This is a genomic window from Micromonospora sp. NPDC049230 (genome assembly GCF_040647875.1).
GTDB lineage: Bacteria > Actinomycetota > Actinomycetes > Mycobacteriales > Micromonosporaceae > Micromonospora.
The window spans coordinates 91,797-112,803 of the sequence record NZ_JBEZCZ010000020.1; the positions used below are offsets into that span (position 1 = coordinate 91,797).

The following is a 21,007-nucleotide window of genomic DNA, read 5'->3' on the forward strand; positions in this document are numbered from 1 at the left end:
TCACCGGATGAAGCTCCGGGCGGACCGCCCGTTCGGCGGGTAGGCGGCGTCCGACGCGCCGCGACTGTGGAGGAGAATAAAAGTAATGAGCACCGACGAGCTGGACTTCACGACCAGCGTCTTCGACAAGGAATACATCACCCTCGCCGGAACTCGCGAGGGCATCGTGCGCGGCGGGCGGGACCTGTTCGACCGGCTGCCCCGCGCGTTCGAGGGGATCAACCAGATCGCGGTGATCGGCTGGGGCTCGCAGGGCTCGGCCCAGGCCCAGAACCTGCGCGACTCCCTCGGCGACCGCCTCAAGGTCGTCGTCGGGCTCCGCGACGGCTCGAAGTCGGTCGACGCGGCCCGCGCCGCGGGCTTCACCGAGGCCGACGGCACCCTCGGCGAGATGTTCGAGGTCATCGCCGCCTCCGACATGGTCCTGCTGCTCATCGCCGACTCGGCCATGGCCGAGCTGTACGAGCAGGTCTTCGCCGCGCTGCGCCCCGGGGCCACGCTCGGCCTCTCGCACGGGTTCCTGCTGGCCCACCTGAGCCAGCAGGGCGCCCGGTTCCCCGAGAACGTCGACGTGATCGCCGTGTGTCCCAAGGGCATGGGCGCCTCGGTCCGGGCCCTCTATGTGCAGGGGCAGCAGACCAACGGGGCCGGCATCAACGCCAGCTTCGCCGTCGAGCACGACCGCAGCGGCCGCGCCGTCGACCGGGCGCTGGGCTGGTCCGTCGGCCTCGGCGCGCCCTACACCTTTCAGACCACCCTGCGCTCGGAGTACCTGTCAGACCTGACCGGCGAGCGGGCCATCCTGCTCGGCGGGGTGCACGGCATCGTCGAGAGCCTCTACCGCCGGTTCCGCGAGGCCGGGATGAACGAGACCGACTCGTACCGCAACTCGGTGGACTGCGTGACCGGGCCCATCTCCCGGACCGTCTCCAAGGACGGCCTGATCGGGCTCTACCAGCAGCTCGGCGACGAGGACCGCGAGGTCTTCGCCCAGGCGTACGCCGCCGCCTACCCGGTCGGGCTGGAGCTCACCCACGAGATCTACGACGAGGTCGCCTCGGGCAACGAGATCCGCAGCGTCATCCTGGCCGGACAGCGGCTCACCCGCTTCCCGATGGGCAAGATCGACCAGGCCGAGATGTGGCGTGCCGGCGAAATCGCCCGAGAGACCCGCGACGACGACACGCTGCCCCTGAACCCGTTCACCGCGGGCACCTTCTGTGGCGTGATGATGGCCCAGATCGACACGTTCATCGAAAAGGGCCACCCCTATTCGGAGATCGCCAACGAGTCGGTCATCGAAGCCACCGACTCGCTCAACCCGTACATGCACGCCCGCGGCGTGGCCTACATGGTCGACAACTGCTCCACCACGGCCCGCCTCGGATCGCGCAAATGGGCGCCGCGCTTCGACTACCTGCTCACCCAGACCGCGTACCCGGCGATCGACCACGGCACCAGCGAGCTGGACACCACGCTGGTCAAGACATTCACCGAGCACCCGATCCACGAAGTGCTGCGGATCTGCGCCGAGATGCGCCCGTCGGTCGACATCTTCGTCCAGTGACCGGAGCACCCGACGCACAACTGGCCGGACAACTTGTCGACAGCTACGCGAAGCTCGCCGGCCGGGACCTCGTCCCCGACGGCGTACAGGGACTCGAAGCCGCGCGGTGGCTGCACGAGGCACCCTTCGCCCTGCTGGTGCACGACACATCGCCGGACCCGCTGTTCATCTATGCCAACGCGACGGCCCAGAAGGTCTTCGGGTACGGCGCGGACGAGTTCATCGGCCTGCCGTCACGGCTGTCCGCGGGGGAGCAGGACCGCGACGCGCGAGCCCGGTTCATGGCGTCCGTACTGCGCGACGGCTACGCCGATGGCTATCACGGCCCGCGGGTGCGCAAGGACGGACGGCAGTTCTGGATCGAGGACGCCACGATCTGGAACGTCCTCGACGCCGGCGCTGCGATCGTCGGTCAGGCCGCGCTGCTCCGACGGTGGAAGAGCGTTCTGACCGTTTAGCTACTTTCGGGGTAGTCACGCCGGTTCGGGTCGGCAGGTTTGTCGGGTCTGCTCGCGGTCGCGGTCGCGGCGGTGGCCTCGGGACAGAGTTGGGGCCGCCGCCGGCTGCTGATCGTGATCCCGGCTCGGTTCTCAGCGCCGCCGCGGGCTCGTCCTCGCCGGCCGGGTGCTGCGGGGCACCGGCGGCGGCATCATCCCGCTCGGCATGGCCGTGGCCCGCCCCACCTTCCGCGCCTCCGGGCTCGCGGTCGCCCTGGTGCTGCCCGAATCGGGCATCCGCTCAGCCGGCGGAAGGATCGATCTCGTCGGCGCGGCGCTGCTCGGCCTCGGCGTGACGCTCCCGCTGCTCGCGGTCCGTCGCGGCAACGCCTGGGGCTGGACCTCGGGCCGTGTCCTCGCCCTGCTCGCCGCCGGACCGGTGGTGCTGGTCGTCTTCGGTCTCGTCGAGCGGCCCAACGCCTCACCGCCGGTCGACCTGCGCCTGTTGGCCCAGCCCGCCGTGCTGGTCACCAACGCCACGACGGCCCTGGTCGGCATCTGCATGTTCGGCGCCTTCATGCTGGTTCCCCAACTCGCCCAGGCGTCGGTGAGCACCGGTTACGGCTTCGGCGTGGACGCCACCCGGGGCGGCCCGCTGCTCGCCGTTTCGAGAGCTGCCATCGAGTCGGCTCCACGATGCCGCGAAAGGCTTTCGGGTGGCGGTGCCGGGTGGTCGAGGTGACCACCCGGCACCTGATCGGCTCAGGCCGCGGCGGAGATTTCCGCCGCAGTCAGCGAGACCGTGTCGGGCGCATCCGGCGCCACCAGGGCCGGAAGCTTGCGGTCGAACAGTTCGGTGACCCGCTTGCTCGGCAGCACCCGCTGGTGCGGCCACGTCGCCTTCTGAGCGAGCTTCGCCCCCCACTCCGCCGCGTGACCACGCTGGTTGGGCGTGCCGTGATGCCCGACCACGTCGAAGCTGCAGTCACCGCTCGCGGCGGTGAACTTGACGGCATCACGAATCCGCTTCCACGACAGGTTCTTGCCACGGTTGTGGCCCAGGAAGTACCCGCCGAGGCCGTCGGCCATCAGCTCCCACCGCCGGGTCGCCTCCGGCGTGTTGGCCGGCACCGCGCCCAGACCGTCCGCTTCCTGAATCTGGTGGCCGAACTCGTGCGCTAGAAGGGTGGCCGGTGCGACGTCGCCGAACCCGATGGCGCGGGCGCCGGTGAGCAGGCCGTCACCGACCACGATCCGCTTGGAGAGCTGGGCCCCGGGCGGCGGCACCTCTCCCTCACCCGGAACGAGGCTGACCGCGTTCGTCGTGAACAACGGGAAGTTCCCGTGGTCGTAGACGTCCTGGTCGGCCAGTTCCTTGAGGGCCGCCGCGGCCTCGGCCGCGATCTCGGCCGAGACACCGTAACCGGCCTGAAGAGCCCGAGCCGACCGGGCGGGGTCCAGAAGGGTCGAGCCGTGCATCGGGACCAGCTCGATGCCCTTCGACCGGATGTCCCAGAATCCCCGCAGTTCGGTGAACGTGCGGCGAAGCTCGGAGGTGTACTCACCGTGCAGACCGAAAGAGCGCTTTCGCTCCGGCTCCGCGTAATAGGCGGCGTCGAGCAGCGGGACGTCGTACTGCAGGATCGTCCGCAGCCCCTCTTTCTGCGCCGGGCTCCATCCGGTCAACAGCGACGCCACCCAGCCGTCGAAGCTGGTCTCGCCGCACTCATAGTCACCCGGGTCGATGATCGAAGCCACCGGAGTCTTGCTCTGCAGGCCGGCTGCCTGCTTGCGAGCAAGGTAATCGTTCGGCAGCAGTTGCCGCAGGCGCTGGACGAGCGCGGTGGTGCGCGCGTCGGTGTCAACAGGACCAGCCTCCGCCGGTACGGCTGCCGGGCCGGCCACCAGGACCGCGACAGCTGCCGTGATCGGCAGAATCCATTTCCTTCGCAACGAGGCTCCTCAGTTCGTCGGAACAGGGCGATATTGCCCACCGACACAAACGCGGCCGCGGTGAAGGCTTCACTACCGGCACTCGTTACCGATGTAACCCACGACTCACACGGCTCAGCGCTTCATTCAATGAAGCGGTTCGCCATCGCCGTCGTCGTACCGGCCAGACTCCACGGCCATGAACACTGGATCGGCGGGCCGGCGGAACGGTCCCGACCACCAGCCTTGGCGCGACCCGGCGGAAGTGACACGCGTGCTCATCGGGGACGACCTCGGCGGGTCTATCCGCAGCCGGGTCGACCAGCCGGTCGGCGTCGGCGGCGTCGCGTTCGGAGCGCACGACGTCGACCTGTCGGCGCACGTCGGTGTGGCGCGTAACTGCTTCGCCGAGGGCGAGCAATGAGCGACGCCGGCAACATCGCGCAGCTGACTCTTCGAGAACGGCAGGGCCGCGACCGAGGCTGGTGGCAGCAGACGCAGGACGCGTTCCTGCCCGAGTCGACGGTCCGGCTCAGCTGGTTCCGGGGAACCGGTCCCGAGTTCGTCGCCCGAAGTCGGGCGAAGTCTTCCTCCGATTGGCGCTGCGGCTACTGACTGTGCTGACTCATGCGTTTTGTAGAACGGGCGCGGCAGATCGCCGAACGGGAAGGGCGTTTCCGCTTCGGTCGGCAATCACCCCACGATGGTCGCCAGTACCTCGTTGAACGCCTCGGTCGAGCTGGGATGGGTCCAGATCGCGTCGCGCAGTCCGCTAGCGGTCGTTCCACCGCGCATGGCCAGTGCGACCGTGTTGATGAGTTCCTGGGAATCGACGCTGAGCAGGGCCGCGCCGAGGATCTCGTCGGTCTCGGCATCGATCACGAACTTCATCAGGCCCCGGGTGTCGCCGACGATCCGGGCGCGGGGCATCGCCGCGATCGCCGCGATCGGCTTGGCCGCGACTCGCACGCCACGCCCGGCGGCACGCGCCTCGGCCTCGGTCAGGCCGACCCGGGCCAGCGGCGGGGTCATGAAAAGCGTCGAAGGCACCGCGACCCGGTCGGTGGTGGCCCGTCTTCCCTGACCGGTGATCTGGTCGAGCACGATGCGGTAGTCGTCGAGGGAGATGTAGGTGAACTGCGGCCCTCCGTTCACGTCGCCGATCGCGAAGATATGCGGCCGGCTCGTACGCAGATGATCGTCGACCTCGACCGCTCCGCTCGCGGTCAGACGCACGCCGGCCGCGTCGAGACGCAGGTTCGCGGTGTTCGGAGCCCGCCCGGCGGCGGCGACCACCGCGTCCACCTCCAGGGTGTGCTGACCGCCGTCGACTTCGTAGTGCACGATCGCCGCCTCAGCGGAGCCGCCGACCCGGCTGACCCGGGCGCCGGTGACAAAGGTGACCCCCTCGTCGCGAAGGATCTGCTCGGCGGCCGCGGCGACGTCCTCGTCCTCTCGGCGCAGGATGCGACCCGCGCTTTCCAGCACCGTGGTCTCGGCGCGGTAACTGGCGAGCAGAGCGGCGAACTCGATGCCCTGATAACCGCCGCCCAGAACGGCCACCCGGCCAGGCAGAGCCGGCGAGGCGATCAGATCGGTGTTGGTGAGCAGGTGCGGACTCTCCCGCAGGCCCGGAATGTCGGGGATCACCGGCACGGCCCCCGTGTTGATCACGATGATATCGGCGGTGATCTCCAGGCGGTCGTCGCCGGCGGTCACCTCGACCCGCTTCTCGTCGAGGAACGCCGCAGTTCCGGTGACCACGGTGACCGACTCGAGCGAGTCGAGCATGCGGAAGTTCTTTTCGCGCAGCAGCGCGGTCAGCGACGTGGTGAACGTGACCGAGTCGGCGTACCACCGGCGCGGGTCGGCGTCGTCGGGCCGGGTGGACGCCCGGTGGATCAGCGCCTTGGTCGGCACGCAGCCGATGTTGATGCAGGTGCCGCCGTACATCTGACCCGACTGCTCGACCATCACCACGCGCTTGCCCTGCCGGCCCAGCGCGCCCGCGAGCGTCTTGCCGCCTTTACCGAACCCGATCACCAGAAGATCCGCATGCATGGGTCCCAACCTCGCAGCAGTCATCACGTGGCGGCAAGGCGTCGGGGGCGTGCTCTTGCTGACATCCGCTCAACAGCCCGCGTTTTCGGGACGCACGACCGGCCCGGCGCGTTTCGCGGTCGCCGGCGGGCCGTGGGCGCGCGAGCGGTTCGCGCGCCCACGGCGTCCGTCAGGAGACGGCGCTGAGTTCCGCCGCCGAGAGGGTGACCGTTTCCGGGGCGTCCGGAGCCACGATCTGCGGTAGCTTGCGGTCGAACAGCTCGATCATCCGGCCGCTGGGCAGAATCCGCCCGCCGGCCTGGGACAGCTTCGCTCCCCATTCGCCGGCCCGGCCTCGCTGGTTCAAGGTGCCATGGTGAAAGCGGCTGGTGAACCGGCAGTCGCCGTTGCGGTAGAGGAACTCGGTGCTCCGGCGAAGCTGCGGCCAGGGCAGGTTCTCGCCGCGCCGATGGCCCAGGAAGTACGTACCCATGCTGTCCGCCATCAGCTCGAGCCGCCGGGACTGCTCAGGCGTGGTCTTAGCGGGCATGAGGCCGTGCTCGGTCTGCACCTGGTGTCCGTACTCGTGCGCCAGGAAGATCTTCGGCCCGATCCGGTCGTAGCCGAAGGTCTTGCCGAACGAGAACACGCCGTCGCCGTAGAGGATCTTCGGGCGCGCGTCGGTGCCGGGCGGGGCGGGATTGTCCGGCGAGAAGGACGTCATGCTGTTGAGCGCGGTGAACAGCGGCAGTTCGCCGTGCTGGTAAACGTCCTGGTCGGCGAGTTCCTTGAGCATGACGGCCGCTTCCGCCGCGTCGCGGGGGGACAGACCGAGCCCGGCGCGGATGGCCCGCGCCGACCGAGCCTGGTCCAGGATGACGTCACCGTGCACCGGCACCATCTGGACGGCGTCCGACCGAACGTCCCAGAATTTCTTGAGGTCTGCCCACTCGGCCCGCATCTGGCTCGTGTACTCGCCGTGCCGGCCGAAGTAGCGCTGCCGCTCCGGCTGCGGGAAGTACAGAGCGTCGGACTCCCAGACGTTGTAGCTCAGCAGCGTGCTGAAGCCGGCCAACTGGTCGGGGGTCATCCCCGCCGTCAGCGAGTTCTTCCACTGCGACATCGGCCCGTCTTCGACGCATTCGTAGTCGCCCGGGTCGATCGCGAAGGGGTAACGCAGCTCGGGCCGTAGGCGATGATCGTCCGGCAGCAGCTTCTGCAGCCGGGCGACCAGCTCGTGATCCCGCGTCGTGCTCGACGCCAGAGCGGACGTGGTGCCCACTCCTGCCGTGGCCAGCACGGTCACGAGCACGATGGGAAAGATCCAGCGTCTTCTCACTTGTGCTCCTCACATCACGGCGACGGGTGTCGCCGTCCATGCGGCCGAACGGGCGGATCGGTGGTCAATTCACGCGGGCACGCCTCGGCCACAGAAGTTCACGTCCCGTCCGTCCGGCGCAAAGATTCGGCAGGGTGTGCCACTGCGCACATCGGCGAACAACACCGGCCGGGATCCGTCGGCGTCAGGTGGACTCACCAGCTCTGGGCGAACGCCTCTTCCAGGACACCGTCGGCGCGTTCGGCCTGGCCCGGTTCGGCCGGCGACTGCCGCAACTCGTCGAGGCCCACAGTCAGGGAGTGCCCCCCGCACCGATTCCCGGGGCTCCCGAAGAAGGCCCTAAACCAACCGCGGTGTCTTCGTGAACCCGCTCGGGAAGCAGTGGATTCCGTCGACGTCGACGATCGACCGGCGCCTCCTCGCCGCGACCGAGCGCCTACTGATCGACGGCGCGACCTTCACCGAGATCGGCATGCAGCAGATCTGCACCGAGGCCGGCGTCGCCCGGTCGACCTTCTACAGCCACTTCCGCGACAAGACCACCCTGCTCCTGCGACTGGCCACCGAGCTGCTGGGCTCCTCCTTCGACATCACCTCGGCCTGGCAGCCGGCCGGCGGCGTCGACCGGCTCGCGGAGGTCTTCACCGAAGTGGTCACGATCTATCGGCAGCATGCCACCGTGCGCCGGGCCCTCGCCGAGGTCGCCGCCTACGACCCGGCCGTGCGGCAGTTCTGTACCGAGAGAATCGACCAGTTCATCGACGGAACGGCCATGATGCTCCGGACCGAGCAGGAGGCCGGCCGCATCCCGGCCGGCCTCGATCCGGTCTGCGCCGCCCGCCTGATCGTCCTGGGCGGCGAACAAGCGATCGTCGACCACGTCACCACCACCACGGATCCCCGCAGCGACAGCACGTTCGCCGGCGAGCTGGCCCGCACCTGGTGGTACGGCGTCTATCACCGCCCCGCCCGGTAGGCGCCCCGCTCCCGGGCAAAGCGCCCCCACTGTCAGCACGACACTCCGCGGATTGAGCTTCCGCGTCTTCCCAGTTCGAGGTGAACCTGTTCGGGGCGGCCCGGCTGACCCAGCTCGTGCTGCCGGGCGTGCGCGAACGCCGCTCGGGCACGATCGTCAACCTGTCGTCGACGGGCGGGCGGGTCTACACACCGCTGGGTTCGTGGTACCACGCGACCATGCACGCCCTCGAGGGATGGTCGGACTGCCTGCGGCTCGGTCTGGCGCCGCTGGGAATCACCGTGATAGTCATCGAGCCCGGGTCGACCGACACCGAGTTCACGCAGGTCGACGCCGCGAGACTGGTCCAGCCGTCCGGTTCGGGCCCGTACGCGGAGCTGGCGGCTCAGGTCGCCGACAGCACGCGGACGACGTACCAGAAAGGCACGACCCCTCCGTCGGTGATCGCCGACGTCATGGCCGGGGCTTGCACTGCGCGGCGGCCGAAGACCCGCTACGTCGCCGGCTGGCACGCCCGGTCGCTGACGACCATGCGCAGTGGCTCGGCGACCGGGCCCACCACCGCATGATCATGGCGGGGATGCGGGGTCCGGCCCGGTCGACCAGCAGCCGAGCCCTCAGCGAACGCCGCCACGACGGACCGGCGCCGTAGTCTCCGCTCAAGCGGGGCGGTCGAGGCCGAGCAGGTGGTTGTTGCGGAACATGTCGACGAAGGCCTGGTGATCCTCGCGGGCCTGGGTGCCGTAGCGGTGGGCGAACTCGACCAGGTGACGCACGAAACCCGACTCGTCGTGGTCGACGGCCGCGACGATGGCCTCCTCGGTCGAGAAGTCCACCAGGTCGTGGTGGGACTCGTCATCGGCGACCGAGTGCATGCGGGCGACCGCACGGCCCAGGTCGGCGGCCACCCCGGCCAGGTCTCCGCGCTCGTTCACCTCCGACCAGTCGAGATCGGCGGCGTATGGCGAGACCTCGGCGACGAACTGACCCACTCCGAAAAGCTCGGTGTGCCCCACCCACGGGTCGGCGTACGCCTGCAGGGCCCGCTGCGACTCCGCCGTACGGTGGCCTTGGTGTTCGAAGTAGGCCCGGACCCGGTCGTCGTCGATCCAGCGGGCCACCGCCGGCACCTGCGCCTGCTTCATGTAGAGGATGACGTCGTTCTCCAAGGCCTGAGTGTGCCCCTCCAGCAGCAGGCTGTACGAGGGCAGCCCGGCCGAGCCGATGCCGACGCCCTTGCGCAGCTTGACGTCCTTGACAATGGTAGACACCGGACGGTTCGTGGCCGGCGTCGACTTGAGATAGTGGTCGAACGCTCTCAGCACGGCGATCTCGGTGGCGTCGTCGACCGGCTCGACACCGTCGGTGAGCGCGAACCGGCGGTCGTACGCGGTGATCATGGTCTGCGATTCGAGAAGCCCGGCGCGGGTCTTGAGCCGGGCCTGCTGGAGCACGCGGCGCAACACGCCGCCGGCGTTGCCCAGGCCGATCGGCCCGACCGCACCGGACCCGGCGACCAGCGCCCGCAACTCACTGAGATAGCTCCGCGCGAACGTGACGACCAGCTCGGTGATGGTGTCGTCGGACAACGCCTTCTCGTACGCGATCAGCGCCAGACTTGCCGTGAACCGCTTGAGGTCCCAGGAGAACGGGCCGACGTACGCCTCGTCGAAGTCGGTGACGTTGAAGACGAGCCGGCCGGACGAGTTCATGTACGTGCCGAAGTTCTCGGCATGAAGGTCGCCGTGGATCCAGATCCGGCTGGTCCGCTCGTCGAGGAATCGGCCGTCGGCGTAGGCCCCGGCCAGGTCGGCGTAGAACAGCGAGGCGCTGCCACGGTAAAACGCGAACGGGGAGGCCGCCATCTTGTGGAACTTGCGGCGGAACGCCCCGGGGTCGAGCGCCATCGCGGCGCCGAACTCCCGGAGCAGAACGTCTTTGACGTATGAGGCACGGGACTGCTCGGTCATACGCCCGCAAACGACGGGGAGTCCGTATCGTTCACCGGGCACGCAGGGTGTGGTTCATCCGGAACATCGCGGCCGGGTCGTAGTGCTGCCTCACGGCCACCAAGCGGTCGTAGCTCTCGGGGCCGTCAACCTCGCTGAGCGGCCGCGGGTCGCGCGTCTCCTGCGCCGAGCGGAAATTGACCATCCGGCGACGCCGGGGATCGGTCCACGGCCGACGTCACCGGCACCAGCCCGATCAGCGTGGACGTGACCACGCCGAAGTTGCCCCGGCCACTCCGCAACGCCGCGAACAGGTCGGGTTCCGAGGCGGCGCTGACCGTGCGCAGCTTGCCGTCGGCCGGGCCGGCCGCGCCCACCGCCACCGATGTTCGAGCGCATCGGCTTCACCACCGACTCATCGATCCTTCTCCTCCGGCCTCGACAGGACGGCTGAACATCGAGCCAATGAATGCGTGTGTGTCGGTATGACCGGTCGCTCGGTCCGGTCGGTGGAAACAGGAGTGACGATGCTCAGGACACGAACCATCAAACGAGCTGTTGGCGCATCACTCGCGGCAGTCGTGGCGAGTGCGGGTCTGGCCGCGCCGGCGTTCGCGGCGAGCCAGCCGCTCAACTACGGCGGGTCCGTCGGACAGTTCGACAACAATCCCGGCAACGGCGCGGCGAGCTGGGCCTACTTCTCCAACAGGGGTGGCGGCGGGGTAGGTTCCAGCTTCCTGCGGGTGCAGTTCTACAACGGGTCGACGGACGTCATCGACGCCAATCCCGGCGAGACCCGAACCAAGAACTTCTCCCAGGACATCTGGCTGATGCAGGTCTGCATCGGCCGGTTCGGCTGGGAGCACCCCGACTGTTCGGGCTGGCAGGGCTGACGACAACTGGTCGGCGGCGGTCATTGCTGGACAGCGGTGGCCGCCGCTCCTACCCCCGGAGTTCGTGCCTCCTGCCCACCACTCTCGGCGAGCGGAATTCCTCGATCCGTACGCCGCTGACCCGGCCAGGCCGAACAGGTGAGCCATCAGGCCTGGACGATCGCGGCGGAGCCGCGCATCAGCCTCGGCTGGGGTGCGCCCGAAATTGTCTTCACGCCGGCCGTACGCACGGCGCTCGACAAACTGTTCGCCGACGCTGCGGCCCTCGGCATCACCGTGGTCGCCGCAGCCGGCGACGAAGGCAGCGCCAGCGGCCTACAGGACTGTGGATCCCACGTCATGTTCCCCGCAGGCGAGCCCGTACGTCCTCGCCTGCGGCGGAACCACGCTGCTCCTTGAGAATGGCACCATCGCGGCCGAACGCACGTAGAACGGCGGCAGCTCGGGCGCCGGGGGCGGCGGGTGAGCGAGGTCTCCGATCTGCCGCATTGGCAGAAGAACGCGCAGGTGCCACCCCCGGCATGTCAGCCGCGAACCTGGACGCGGTGTCCCCGACGTGGCCGCTGTCGCCGGTCCGTCGACCGGCTGCCAGATTTCCGTTCCGGGGCTCCCGACGCCGGAGCGCCGCTCGAAGCGCTGAGTAAGGCGATCGCCGCGCGAGCCGCTCGGTCGCCGGTGAGAGACACCCGTGCGCGGGTCACCGGTGCGACCGGCGGCCCGCGCACGTCCTCTCAGGCGTCCCGGCGGCGACCCTCGATCAGGCTCACCGCGGAGGAGGTCGCAACGATCCGCTCGAGCTCCAGCCCGGCCGAGGCGAACAGCTCCCGGTATTGCTCCGGAGTGCGCTCACGGCCACCCGCGACGGACAGCATGATCACGTCGATCAGCAGGCTCGGGTGGTCCTGGTTGTCGCTCGGCAGCACCATCTCGATCAGCACCACCCGCCCGTCCGGCGCCATCGCATCGCGGCACCGCACGAGGATCTCGCGGGCCGTCTCGTCCGACCAGTCGTGCACGATGTGTGACAACAGATAGACGTCACCGCCGGCGGGAACGGCCTCGAAGAAGTCGCCGCCTTCGGCGCTGATGCGATCCTCGGTCGCGCTCAGGTCGGCCTGGGCCACCACCTCGGGCCGGTCGAAGAGGATGCCACGCGAGCCGGGAACGGCTTCCACAACGGTACGCAGCAGGGTGCCGATGCCGCCGCCGACATCGACGATGAGCCGGGCGCCGGGCAGATCCCACGCGGCGGACACCGCAGCCGCCTCCGGGCCGTGGATGCCGAGCATGGCCCGGTTGAAGGTGGTGCCCTCCTCCGGATTGCGGGCGAAATGCTCGAAAATCGGGACTCCGACCGCGAGATCCGTACCGGTGATGCCGGTGCGCGCCGTAGCGGCCAGCCGCTGGTACGAATCGACGAAGGTCGGACTGAGCAACGCCAGCACCACCTCACGACCGGCCGCCGGATGCCCGCTCAGCAGCGTTCGGCTGACGTCGTTGAGCGCATAGGTCTCGCCGTCCCGGTCGAAATACCCGGCGGTGGAGAGCGGTCGCAGCATCCGGTTCAGGCTGTCGCCCACGGTGCCGGTTTCGGAGCCGAGTTCACTCACCGGCCGAGGCCCGTCCGCAAGCAGGTCGACAACGCCGAGTTCGACGACGGCGGCGAGAGACTGGGCGAGCACGGCGCCCATGGCGAGGCCGAACACGGAGGCCTGCGGCGGGGCCGCGATGTCACTGGTCACGATGGTTGTCGTCCTTTGCTGTTAGGTGTCACTGGGAATGGAGGGTCGTCAGGAAAGCCGGGCCGCCACGACCCGGACGCCGGTGACGAACTCGACGCCGGGCAGCGCGGCCACCCGGCGACGGATCCGGTCCTCGATCAGCGGCCGGGTCGCGGACAGCCCGGCCAGACCGATCGGTTCGCGGGACAGCGGCCGGCCTTCGATGATCCAATGCAGGTCGCCCACCAGGTCGCCGAGCACCGCGCCCCGCGCGATCAACTCAGCCGTGAATCCCAGGAAGAGTTCCTCCAACGTCGCCAACCCTCGGCTGAGCAGCGCGTGCAGCTGCCGGCTCTGCGGCACCCCGCGCCGAGGGGTGGGACCGTCCGGGAGGTCGTCGCTCTCCAGCACCACGACCCGGTCGTACCGCCCGGCCAGGACCGAGGCGGCCAGCAGCCCGGGGATCGACCCGCCGATGACGTACGCGTTAGTTCGCATAACCCGCTAACGCGCTACCGATCTCTCGCTTCACCGCTTCGCTCGATCCGCGGCGGCGAGATCTCCCTGCGCAGCACCTTGTCGGCCGAGTTGCGCGGCAGTCTGTCCAGGATGAGAAGGCGCGATGGTTGATACCACTCGGTCATTCCCCGCGCGGTCAGAAAGTCGCGCAGCTCCTTTAAAGAGGGCGCCGGACCCGCCGGGACGACGGCCGCGAACGCCTTCCTGGCCGTGGTCCCCTCGTCTACCCACCTGGTGGCGGCCGTCGCTGGCCGAGCAGATGACGAGCATGCCGTGGCGCGGCTGAATGTCGAGGCGGTGGTGCGGGGGCCAGCCCAACGCGCGCAGGAGGTGCTGCACGCTCACCCGGCCACAGCTTGCCGGAAGAGCCATCCCCAGCAAGAGGATGGCGTCGATGATCGCCGGTGGGCAGACTCGGGCAGGTAGAGCGGGCATCGGCATCGTGCCTGAGCGGGGACGCGCGGGCAGGACAGCGGGTACGAGTGGACCGACGAGGTGTTCCTTCGGTCGGATAGGTCGTGTCATGACCGAACAACCTCATTCAGCGATGAGGCGCGACGCGTCAGGGGCAGCCTGAAGCCCTTCACCGGCGTAATGCTGAAATTAATCTGGGATTCAGCGGAAAGCATTGTATGATTTGCGCATGCTGTATCGGACTCCCGCACTCGCCGACGACGACAAGCGCGTGCTCGGCGAACTGGACACCATGCGGGACAACCTGCGGCATCAGATCGCCGAGCCACACCGCTGGACAGGACACCTCCGACGAACCCTGATCGCTCACGCGATCCAGGGCTCGAATTCGATCGAGGGCTACCAGGTCTCCCTGGACGACGCCGCCGCAGCAGTCGCCGGCGACGAACCGGTAGAGACAAACCCGCAAACCTGGGAAGTCATCACCGGCTACCGCGACGCCCTGACCTACGTGCAACAACTCGCCCGCTCACGCGAGTTCACCTGGCAGCACATGCTGCTCAACGCACTGCACTTCATGATGCTCCGCCATGACCTCAGCAAATGGCCGGGCCGCTACCGTCCAGGAGACATCCACATCGACGAGGCGCACACCGGCCGACGCGTCTACACCGGGCCAGACGCCGACGACGTTCCGTCGCTGATCTCCGAGCTGATCGACTGGCTGGCCGACGGCGAACCAGAGACCCCGCTGCTCGTGCGGGCCTCCATGGCCCACCTGAACCTGGTCAAGATCCACCCCTGGCGGGACGGAAACGGCCGAATGTCGCGCTGCCTACACACCCTCGTACTCGCCCGCGACGGCGTCCTCGCCCCGGAGTTCTCCTCGATCGAGGAGTGGCTCGGCGTCGGCCGAAACACCTACGCCTACTACGACGCGCTCGGCGACGCAGGCGGCCCAAACTGGCAGCCGGACAACGACACCAGCCACTGGATCCGATTCTGCCTGAGCGCCCACCACCAACAAGCCCAACTGGTCCGGCAACGCCTCGACCAAGCCGCGCAACTCTGGGAACTGCTCGACACCTGGGTCCGGCGCAACGGGCTGCCCGAGCGGGTCGTCAGCGCCATACACCTCGCCGCCACCGGCGGCCGAGTACGCCGCACCCTCTATCAACGCGACGAGAACCTCACCGACGACCAAGCAACCCGCGACCTCCGCGCACTCGTCCGGGCAGGCATGCTCGAACAACACGGCGAGACCCGCGGCAGGTTCTACCTCACCTCGCCGACACTCCGCGAGCTCGCCGCCCCCGCGCTGCGCCCAAAGGAAATCATCGACCCGTACCAACGTTGAGCCGCAGGCCCCGGCACTACAAATATCCGACGGTCAGCGCGCCGCGAACGGACGCCATTCCCTGTCTACCGAATTGGACCCATGCGGCCGGTCATACCAGAAGGCATTCCAGACTCTCAGCATTTGGGCCCAAATAGGATACTCAACCTATACTATTTATCGTGATTTTCCACGAAATTTGGTGTCCGAGGGAGGATTGTAGCAGGAGCCGTTGTCGGTCAGGACGCGGCGGACGGTGATGCCGGATGAGCTGAACCAGGCGTGGGCGCGTTGCCAGAACGCGGCAGCGGTGTCTTGACGTTCGTCAGGAAGGATTTCGGTGTAGGCCAGCCTGGAGTAGTCGTCGATCGCGGTGTGCAGGTAGGCGTAGCCGAGCCGGGCGCCGCCCCACGCGTCGGTGCGGTGACCTGCGGTGGCGGTGCGGTTGAGTTTCCCACGAGCACGGCCCTGGGTGCGCCAGCCGCCGCCGTCGGGAATGTTGCCGAGCTTTTTGATGTCGACGTGGACCAGGTCGCCCGGTGAGGTGTGTTCGTAGCGGCGGATCGGCTCACGGGTAGCCCGGTCGAGGTGAGCCAGGCGGGCGACGCCGGCACGACGCAAGATCGCGTGGCAGGTGGATCCGGGGAGCCCGAGTTGGCCACCGATACGCGCGGGTCCCCACCGTCGCTTGGCCCGCAGGTGCAACACCTTGCGCTCGACCGGCGGTGCCGTGCGTGACGGGCTACGGTGCGGCCGACTGGACCGATCGGCCATGCCCGCTGCACCGTTGATGCGGTAGCGATCGGCCCACCGCTTCGCCGTGTTCACGCTGACCTGGAAGCGTTCCGCGTCGCGTCGCAATGGCCACTCGTCATCGACGACACAGCGGGCAAGGCGCAGCCTGCCGGTCTCTGACAACGGGGCGTTACGGTGGACCATGAGGACCTCCACGGGTCAGGTGCGGCTGTCTGGTAGCTCCACACCTACCCCGGAGGTCCTCACCCGTTCAAGATCCCAGCCCTGTCACCAACGTCCATGGGCAGAACAACTAGGGCCTGCGCGGTCGACTCCGACAGCAGGGAGCTCTGCACCTGGAGCCGGCAGGTCGCCGCGATGCTCGACGGCGAGCTTGCATCGCCGGCCGCCCGTCCCGGATCCCCTACAGCGCTGTCCGAAGACCATTGAAGTGTCGGTCTGTACGGAACTCGTGTGGCGGAACAGCTCGCATCCCATCGGACGCCATTCCACGGAGCCGAGGGCAGGTTTCGGCCTGGCGGTACGGCAAGCGGTGACAGTCGCCCCTCTCTGCGCAGCTGCCATCGGCACCGACGACGTCGTTGTGACCGGGGGCACGACGAGCGCGTTTGCAGTGACACTGATGTGAACGTTGGAGTCTGGTGGCATGAACGACACGACGTACTCAGCCACGAGTCCTATCAAGGTTGATGTCTGGTCCGACATCGCCTGCCCCTGGTGCTACATCGGGAAGAAGAAGTTCGAGGCGGCCGTCGCCGAGACGGGTATCCCAGTCGAGGTCGAGTACCACGCCTACGAGCTAGCGCCGGACCTGCCCCAGGAGTTCGAGGGGAGCGAGCAAGACTACCTGGAGATCCGTGGGTTCACCGCCGACCAGGTCGAGCCGCTGCTGGCCCGGATCGTCGGCGCCGCGTCGCAGGTCGGACTGCGTTTCGACTACGACATCTTGCGGCACACGAACATGCTGAAGGGCCACCAGCTCATCCGCTTCGCCAAGGAGCAGGGCATGCAGTTGGAGATGGTTGAGCGGATCCTCGCCGCCCATTTCGAGGAGGGTGGCCACGTCGGCCGGAACGAGGACCTCGCCGACCTGGCTGCCGAGGTCGGCTTGGACCGCGAGGAGGCGCTGGCGGCGCTCCGGGAGAACCGCTTCGTTGACGACGTCCGTGCCGAGGAGGCACACGCGCACAGGCTCGACATCCGGGGCGTCCCGTTCTACGTCTTCGAAGAGAGGTACGGCGTCTCCGGCGCTCAGGACACGTCCGCCTTCGCTCAGGTGCTCCGCAAGCTCTCCCACGAGAAGCGGGGGACGGCGGCGTGAACGAGGACGAGAAGGACCCGATCGCCATCGTCGCCCTCGACATTCCACCGGCGGTCGTATGTAGCGACGGGGTCTGCGTGATCGCGGACGAGCACCCGGCGGACGCAGAGGGCGGGTCCGAGAACTCGACGCCGGCGCGGTGACAGCACGCGACGCCCCTTGAGGCCGGCCCTCGTTGGAGGTCTCCGCACCGAGCGCAGTGATCTTGCCGTCCCACAGTCGTGCTCCAGCGTGCCCCGACGTCGGGGGTCCCGAAGCTGAGCCGGAGCGCCCATGAAGAGCTCGCGGCCTCCGTTCGCGATCCGGTACTGGCCACCGCCTTCTCCGGTTGACAAGCCTGATCGACGCCGGGAAGTCTGAGCGATCCTGCGCTGACTCGCCGGGTTGTCGCGGCCTACGGGTTCGCCCTCGTAAAGGTTCAGTTCCGGCGGGCGTGGGGACGTGTCTCAACGCGCGTTTCCCGAGCCTCAGTTTTTACCGTATGTTCGGTAACCTGGTGATATGGGCCGCGCACCTAGCATCGAAGACGAGGCACTGCTGAAGCAGCTCACCGAGGTCTTCCGCCGTTCGGGCTACGAGGGAGCTTCGCTGACGGCACTGTCGTCGGCTTCAGGGCTGCACCGCGCCAGCCTCTATCACCGGTTCCCCAACGGAAAACCCGCCATGGCCGCAGCGGTGATGGCGTCCGTGGAACAGATATTCAGCGATATTCTCGATCCGTTGATGTCCGAGGGCGACCCGTCGACGGCCGTCGCGGAGATGGCTCGACGTGTTGGCGCGTTCTATGACGACGGTCGCCTCGCCTGCGTTTTGGACACGATGACGCTCCGCGGCGCCCCGGACGACATTCGAGCCCGGGCCACCCATCTGGCAACGACCTGGCTGACGGCGATGGCGGAAATCGCCCGGCGCGCAGGAGCCTCCGAGGAGGATGCCGCGCGCCGGGCGAGAACCGCGCTGGTCCTCATCGAGGGGTCACTGGTCGTAGCACGAGTGCTGGACGATCCGGCCGAGTTTCGGTTGGCGCTGGCCGAACTTCCGCAAACGCTGATCGGCGGACCTGGCAATGCCGGATAGCCGGCAGTGTCATCGCGCTCGCCTCAGGTCCGCGGCGAGGGACAACTGATGATCCCCCTGAGGCGATCAGACCGGCAGGGGCGGGTTGAATCGCGATAGGGTTGGCGCCGACCAGTTCGTCAGGAGTGCCTCTGGCCGATAGATGGCTTCATCGAGATCGAACTCCACGGACCGCTGGCCGGTCGCGGTCGGGCCGAGACCCTCGGGCCAATTCACCTTGGCTCGCCCGGTCAGTTGGAGCGTCGTCCCGGTCGCCCAGTCGACGAAAAGCAGCGCCGCGTACGGGTTCTCGGTGATGTTGCCCAGCGTCATCAGCATGTTGTTGCCGACGTAGTCGGGCCATTGCAAGCGTGTCCGCGACATCAGGTCGACGAATCCCGGGTTGCCGCCGCGGTGCGAGACATCAGGGTTCCCGGTTTCGGAAGCCGAGGCCACGAAGAAGGTGTCGGCATGGGCGACCAACTCGCTCATCTCGTCGGTCAGTGCGGCGACCCGCTTACCGTCGGCCGACCCTGCCTCTCGACGCCGCGCGTCGGCCAAACTGACCACGTGGCGCTTCTGAATGTACTTCGGGCAGTTGGGAAAGCTCTGCTCGATGGCGAGCCGGAGCCCGCCAGGCAGCGGCGTCGCTTCGCCGTTGATCCGCAGTCTGATGCGCGTTTCGAGATCGATGGCCAGCATGCCCAGCTTGCCCTGGCGCCGGGTAATCGGCTCGACCGGATCGTCGGCCGCGAGCTGAGCCAGCACCTGCACCGATTCATCGTCGGGGGCACTGATGAACCCGCGTGGCCCGACGAACAGCGACGCCCAGAGCCTGCCGTCGTCGCCCTGAGCCCCGACCGCCAGCAGATTCTGGTACGACAGGAAGTTGTCGGCGCCGTCAGGCAGTAGCGGCTTCACCAGTTGGGAGATGGCCGAGGCCCTCTCGGTGAGTCCGGCTCTGGCCTGAGCCTCCAATTCCCCCCAATGATAAACAGAAGAGTTCGACATGGTGATTCTCCCTGTGCTGCCCGGCAGATGCCCGGGGCCGGAGCCGTTCCGGCCCGGGTCGCGAAGATTGAGAACGTAAGGACTCGGTAGTCGTGCTCCGTGAGCTCTCGCTGGCTGGCCACTCCCGGCGTGCCCGGCGCCCTGTGTTGCTGATGGCCTCGATGCCGCCGTCTACCACCGAATCCTTCGCGCCGACCGCGATTGAGCACCCGCCGGAGGCCGTGATCGCGATCTTGTCGCGGTTGACCACCGCGGTCTTCCGCTCGGGCATCGCAACCTCCCTCCGGTCGATGCACCGGCAATATTACCGAACGTTTGGTAATAGTCGAAGAGGCGGTGTGCGGCTTCACATGCTGGTGACGGGTCCGCCGCCGCCTCGGTGTCTCCGCCCAGGCGGACAGCAGCGATTGTCGAGCTTCACCCGAGCGTGACACCGCGTAAGTCAGGAAGCGGAAGAGACTGTGCTTTACAGCAGACCGAGGTCGAAGACTTCGAAGGAAGCGGCATGGCGGACACCCAGACGGGCGCCGACCTGGCGCGAGACACTCTCGAGGAATCCCTCGGCGTCAAAGGTGCCGGAGGCCAGGCTCTTCAGGTAGGAGGCGTGGGCCTTCAAGGAACGTACGCCCAAATCAAATGTGTCGGTGGTATCCACGGCGTGGCTCGGACAGGGTGAGCCGGCGGCCCAGACCGCGCGGGTGGACCACTTGTCGAGGCCGTCCTGCTCGATCTGGTCTCGGAAAACCCAGCGGTTGGCGGCGTCGCGCGCCGCGTCCAGGACGGCGCGGCCGGTGACGATGTGGTCGGCCATGTTCAGGGTGTGGTCGGCCTCGTCCCAGCTGTCTCGGAAGTTGTTGGTGATAATGACGTCCGGACGCTGAGCGCGGATCACGCGGGCCAGCTCGCGGCGCAGAGGGACGCCGTAGTCGAGGACGCCGTCGGGCAGGCCCAGAAAGTGGACCTGTTCGACGCCGACGATGGCGGCCGCGTCGCGCTGCTCCTGCTCGCGGGCGATGGCGGCGTCGGCCGGATCGAGGTCGTCGATGCCGGCCTCGCCACTGGTGAGCAAAACATAGGCGACGTGCTTGCCCTGCTTGGTCCAGCGGGCGATGGCGGCGGCAGTGCCGAACTCCAGGTCGTCGGGGTGGGCAACAATGGCGAGACCGCGTTGCCAGGACTCATCGACGGGCTGAAGAGCCATGGGACCGGTCATCGTTGCATTCTTGCACCGGAACGGCGTCAGCCGACCAGCAAGCGTTACCAGAGCCATGTCCGCCTCAGCGCGCCAAGACACTACAGCGGACGCATTCGCCGTAACCGGCGCAATAGAGTGAGCGCCATGAGGAAACCGTCATCGTATCGAGCACGGTCCCGAGGAACGGACGATCACCAGAAACAGAGCTCCAGAAACCGGGCTGTCCAAATGGCCTTGCCGTGGTGAGGAGCTGCGGGTTCGTCACAGCGGGATGCTGCCGGCTGCGGTGGCGGTGCGCCGACGACGTCGCTTTGCTTCCGTGGAGGCGCCAGAGATCAGCTGCACCCGCCATCGCCGGCTCGTCATCACGGGTGACGTGAACAGCGACGTATCCCATTTCAGGGGCCTCCAGACACGCCGGCAGGCGCACGTTTCTTCGAGAACCTGCGCTGACCAGGCGTGCGGTCGCCAGGCCACGCCCGCCGGGCGACCGCACACACTTCGGCTTCACGGGAGGGGCGTTCGGTTCGTACCGCGTCGCGATC

Annotated in this window: 23 protein-coding genes and 1 pseudogene; 13 read left to right on the forward strand and 11 right to left on the reverse strand. The window is 68.0% G+C overall.

Annotated elements, in window-relative coordinates; translation table 11 throughout:
* The first annotated feature begins 85 nt into the window (after nucleotides 1-85).
* The 3 genes from AB0A95_RS18640 to AB0A95_RS18650 all read left to right on the forward strand — a co-directional run bounded on the left by AB0A95_RS18640 (nucleotide 86) and on the right by AB0A95_RS18650 (nucleotide 2,746).
* A complete protein-coding gene (locus tag AB0A95_RS18640) occupies nucleotides 86-1,567 on the forward strand; it encodes a hypothetical protein (protein ID WP_357556973.1) in 1,482 nt (493 codons plus the stop codon).
* Nucleotides 1,564-2,025 carry an MEKHLA domain-containing protein gene (locus AB0A95_RS18645; RefSeq protein WP_357556974.1) on the forward strand — a complete coding sequence of 154 codons (462 nt, stop codon included), beginning with the start codon at nucleotides 1,564-1,566 and terminating at the stop codon, nucleotides 2,023-2,025. The genes AB0A95_RS18640 and AB0A95_RS18645 overlap by 4 nt, the downstream gene beginning before the upstream one ends.
* A 166-nt stretch (nucleotides 2,026-2,191) precedes the next feature.
* Entirely contained in the window at nucleotides 2,192-2,746 is a 555-nt protein-coding gene (locus AB0A95_RS18650; protein ID WP_357556975.1) for a hypothetical protein, read from the forward strand.
* 20 nt (nucleotides 2,747-2,766) lie between these two features.
* Here the strand turns inward: AB0A95_RS18650 and AB0A95_RS18655 are convergent, their stop codons facing one another.
* Entirely contained in the window at nucleotides 2,767-3,909 is a 1,143-nt protein-coding gene (locus AB0A95_RS18655) for a hypothetical protein (protein WP_357556976.1), read from the reverse strand.
* Between the two features lie 301 nt (nucleotides 3,910-4,210).
* On the opposite strand from AB0A95_RS18655, the gene AB0A95_RS18660 reads away from it, so the two are divergent.
* Both AB0A95_RS18660 and AB0A95_RS18665 read left to right on the forward strand, forming a co-directional pair.
* Nucleotides 4,211-4,360 carry a hypothetical protein gene (locus AB0A95_RS18660; RefSeq protein WP_357556977.1) on the forward strand — a complete coding sequence of 50 codons (150 nt, stop codon included), beginning with the start codon at nucleotides 4,211-4,213 and terminating at the stop codon, nucleotides 4,358-4,360.
* Entirely contained in the window at nucleotides 4,357-4,551 is a 195-nt protein-coding gene (locus AB0A95_RS18665) for a hypothetical protein (protein WP_357556978.1), read from the forward strand. The genes AB0A95_RS18660 and AB0A95_RS18665 overlap by 4 nt, the downstream gene beginning before the upstream one ends.
* Nucleotides 4,552-4,629: 78 nt before the next feature.
* Here AB0A95_RS18665 and AB0A95_RS18670 read toward each other — a convergent pair whose 3' ends face one another.
* Complete coding sequence (locus tag AB0A95_RS18670; protein ID WP_357556979.1) at nucleotides 4,630-5,997, reverse strand: FAD-dependent oxidoreductase; 1,368 nt, start codon at nucleotides 5,995-5,997, stop codon at nucleotides 4,630-4,632.
* Nucleotides 5,998-6,166: 169 nt separating this feature from the next.
* Nucleotides 6,167-7,315, reverse strand: a complete 1,149-nt coding sequence (locus AB0A95_RS18675) for a hypothetical protein (RefSeq protein WP_357556980.1) — start codon at nucleotides 7,313-7,315, stop codon at nucleotides 6,167-6,169.
* Between the two features lie 361 nt (nucleotides 7,316-7,676).
* Here AB0A95_RS18675 and AB0A95_RS18680 point away from each other — a divergent pair, with 361 nt between their 5' ends.
* Nucleotides 7,677-8,291 carry a TetR/AcrR family transcriptional regulator gene (locus tag AB0A95_RS18680; protein ID WP_357556981.1) on the forward strand — a complete coding sequence of 205 codons (615 nt, stop codon included), beginning with the start codon at nucleotides 7,677-7,679 and terminating at the stop codon, nucleotides 8,289-8,291.
* Nucleotides 8,292-8,371: 80 nt separating this feature from the next.
* Nucleotides 8,372-8,860, forward strand: a complete 489-nt coding sequence (locus AB0A95_RS18685) for an SDR family NAD(P)-dependent oxidoreductase (RefSeq protein ID WP_357556982.1) — start codon at nucleotides 8,372-8,374, stop codon at nucleotides 8,858-8,860.
* 90 nt (nucleotides 8,861-8,950) lie between these two features.
* Here AB0A95_RS18685 and AB0A95_RS18690 read toward each other — a convergent pair whose 3' ends face one another.
* Genes AB0A95_RS18690 through AB0A95_RS18700 form a run of 3 tightly spaced genes read right to left on the reverse strand, consistent with a single transcriptional unit; the run spans nucleotide 8,951 to nucleotide 10,617 of the window.
* Complete coding sequence (locus AB0A95_RS18690) at nucleotides 8,951-10,261, reverse strand: DUF2252 domain-containing protein (RefSeq protein ID WP_357556983.1); 1,311 nt, start codon at nucleotides 10,259-10,261, stop codon at nucleotides 8,951-8,953.
* A 31-nt stretch (nucleotides 10,262-10,292) separates the two neighbouring features.
* Nucleotides 10,293-10,445 (reverse strand): BBE domain-containing protein, encoded by a 153-nt coding sequence (locus tag AB0A95_RS18695; RefSeq protein WP_357556984.1) that lies wholly within the window; start codon nucleotides 10,443-10,445, stop codon nucleotides 10,293-10,295.
* On the reverse strand, nucleotides 10,387-10,617 hold the full coding sequence (locus AB0A95_RS18700) for a hypothetical protein (RefSeq protein ID WP_357557010.1): 231 nt from the start codon (nucleotides 10,615-10,617) through the stop codon (nucleotides 10,387-10,389). The genes AB0A95_RS18695 and AB0A95_RS18700 overlap by 59 nt, the downstream gene beginning before the upstream one ends.
* Before the next feature lie 150 nt (nucleotides 10,618-10,767).
* Between AB0A95_RS18700 and AB0A95_RS18705 the strand changes: the two genes are divergently transcribed.
* Both AB0A95_RS18705 and AB0A95_RS18710 read left to right on the forward strand, forming a co-directional pair.
* Complete coding sequence (locus AB0A95_RS18705) at nucleotides 10,768-11,133, forward strand: hypothetical protein (RefSeq protein WP_357556985.1); 366 nt, start codon at nucleotides 10,768-10,770, stop codon at nucleotides 11,131-11,133.
* Nucleotides 11,134-11,271: 138 nt separating this feature from the next.
* On the forward strand, nucleotides 11,272-11,532 hold the full coding sequence (locus AB0A95_RS18710; RefSeq protein WP_357556986.1) for a hypothetical protein: 261 nt from the start codon (nucleotides 11,272-11,274) through the stop codon (nucleotides 11,530-11,532).
* 332 nt (nucleotides 11,533-11,864) lie between these two features.
* On the opposite strand, the gene AB0A95_RS18715 is transcribed toward AB0A95_RS18710, so the two are convergent.
* Complete coding sequence (locus AB0A95_RS18715; RefSeq protein WP_357556987.1) at nucleotides 11,865-12,839, reverse strand: methyltransferase; 975 nt, start codon at nucleotides 12,837-12,839, stop codon at nucleotides 11,865-11,867.
* Between the two features lie 84 nt (nucleotides 12,840-12,923).
* Nucleotides 12,924-13,352, reverse strand: coding sequence for a hypothetical protein (locus AB0A95_RS18720; RefSeq protein WP_357556988.1), 429 nt, complete (start codon nucleotides 13,350-13,352; stop codon nucleotides 12,924-12,926).
* A 664-nt stretch (nucleotides 13,353-14,016) separates the two neighbouring features.
* Here AB0A95_RS18720 and AB0A95_RS18725 point away from each other — a divergent pair.
* On the forward strand, nucleotides 14,017-15,144 hold the full coding sequence (locus tag AB0A95_RS18725; RefSeq protein ID WP_357556989.1) for a Fic family protein: 1,128 nt from the start codon (nucleotides 14,017-14,019) through the stop codon (nucleotides 15,142-15,144).
* Nucleotides 15,145-15,342: 198 nt separating this feature from the next.
* Here the strand turns inward: AB0A95_RS18725 and AB0A95_RS18730 are convergent.
* Nucleotides 15,343-16,062 (reverse strand): annotated as a pseudogene (locus tag AB0A95_RS18730) (IS481 family transposase); the annotation flags it as partial.
* Nucleotides 16,063-16,525: 463 nt separating this feature from the next.
* Here AB0A95_RS18730 and AB0A95_RS18735 point away from each other — a divergent pair.
* From AB0A95_RS18735 to AB0A95_RS18745, 3 genes are all read left to right on the forward strand, one after another.
* Nucleotides 16,526-17,200 (forward strand): DsbA family oxidoreductase, encoded by a 675-nt coding sequence (locus AB0A95_RS18735; RefSeq protein WP_357556990.1) that lies wholly within the window; start codon nucleotides 16,526-16,528, stop codon nucleotides 17,198-17,200.
* Nucleotides 17,197-17,343: a hypothetical protein gene (locus tag AB0A95_RS18740; protein ID WP_357556991.1), complete on the forward strand. Its 147-nt coding sequence runs from the start codon at nucleotides 17,197-17,199 to the stop codon at nucleotides 17,341-17,343. Before AB0A95_RS18735 ends, AB0A95_RS18740 begins: the two co-directional genes overlap by 4 nt.
* 358 nt (nucleotides 17,344-17,701) lie before the next feature.
* Nucleotides 17,702-18,277: a TetR/AcrR family transcriptional regulator gene (locus tag AB0A95_RS18745; protein WP_357556992.1), complete on the forward strand. Its 576-nt coding sequence runs from the start codon at nucleotides 17,702-17,704 to the stop codon at nucleotides 18,275-18,277.
* Between the two features lie 66 nt (nucleotides 18,278-18,343).
* Here AB0A95_RS18745 and AB0A95_RS18750 read toward each other — a convergent pair whose 3' ends face one another.
* Together AB0A95_RS18750 and AB0A95_RS18755 are read right to left on the reverse strand one after the other, a co-directional pair.
* Entirely contained in the window at nucleotides 18,344-19,267 is a 924-nt protein-coding gene (locus AB0A95_RS18750; protein ID WP_357556993.1) for a pyridoxamine 5'-phosphate oxidase family protein, read from the reverse strand.
* Nucleotides 19,268-19,733: 466 nt separating this feature from the next.
* A complete protein-coding gene (locus AB0A95_RS18755) occupies nucleotides 19,734-20,480 on the reverse strand; it encodes a PIG-L deacetylase family protein (RefSeq protein WP_357556994.1) in 747 nt (248 codons plus the stop codon).
* Nucleotides 20,481-21,007 lie beyond the last annotated feature (527 nt).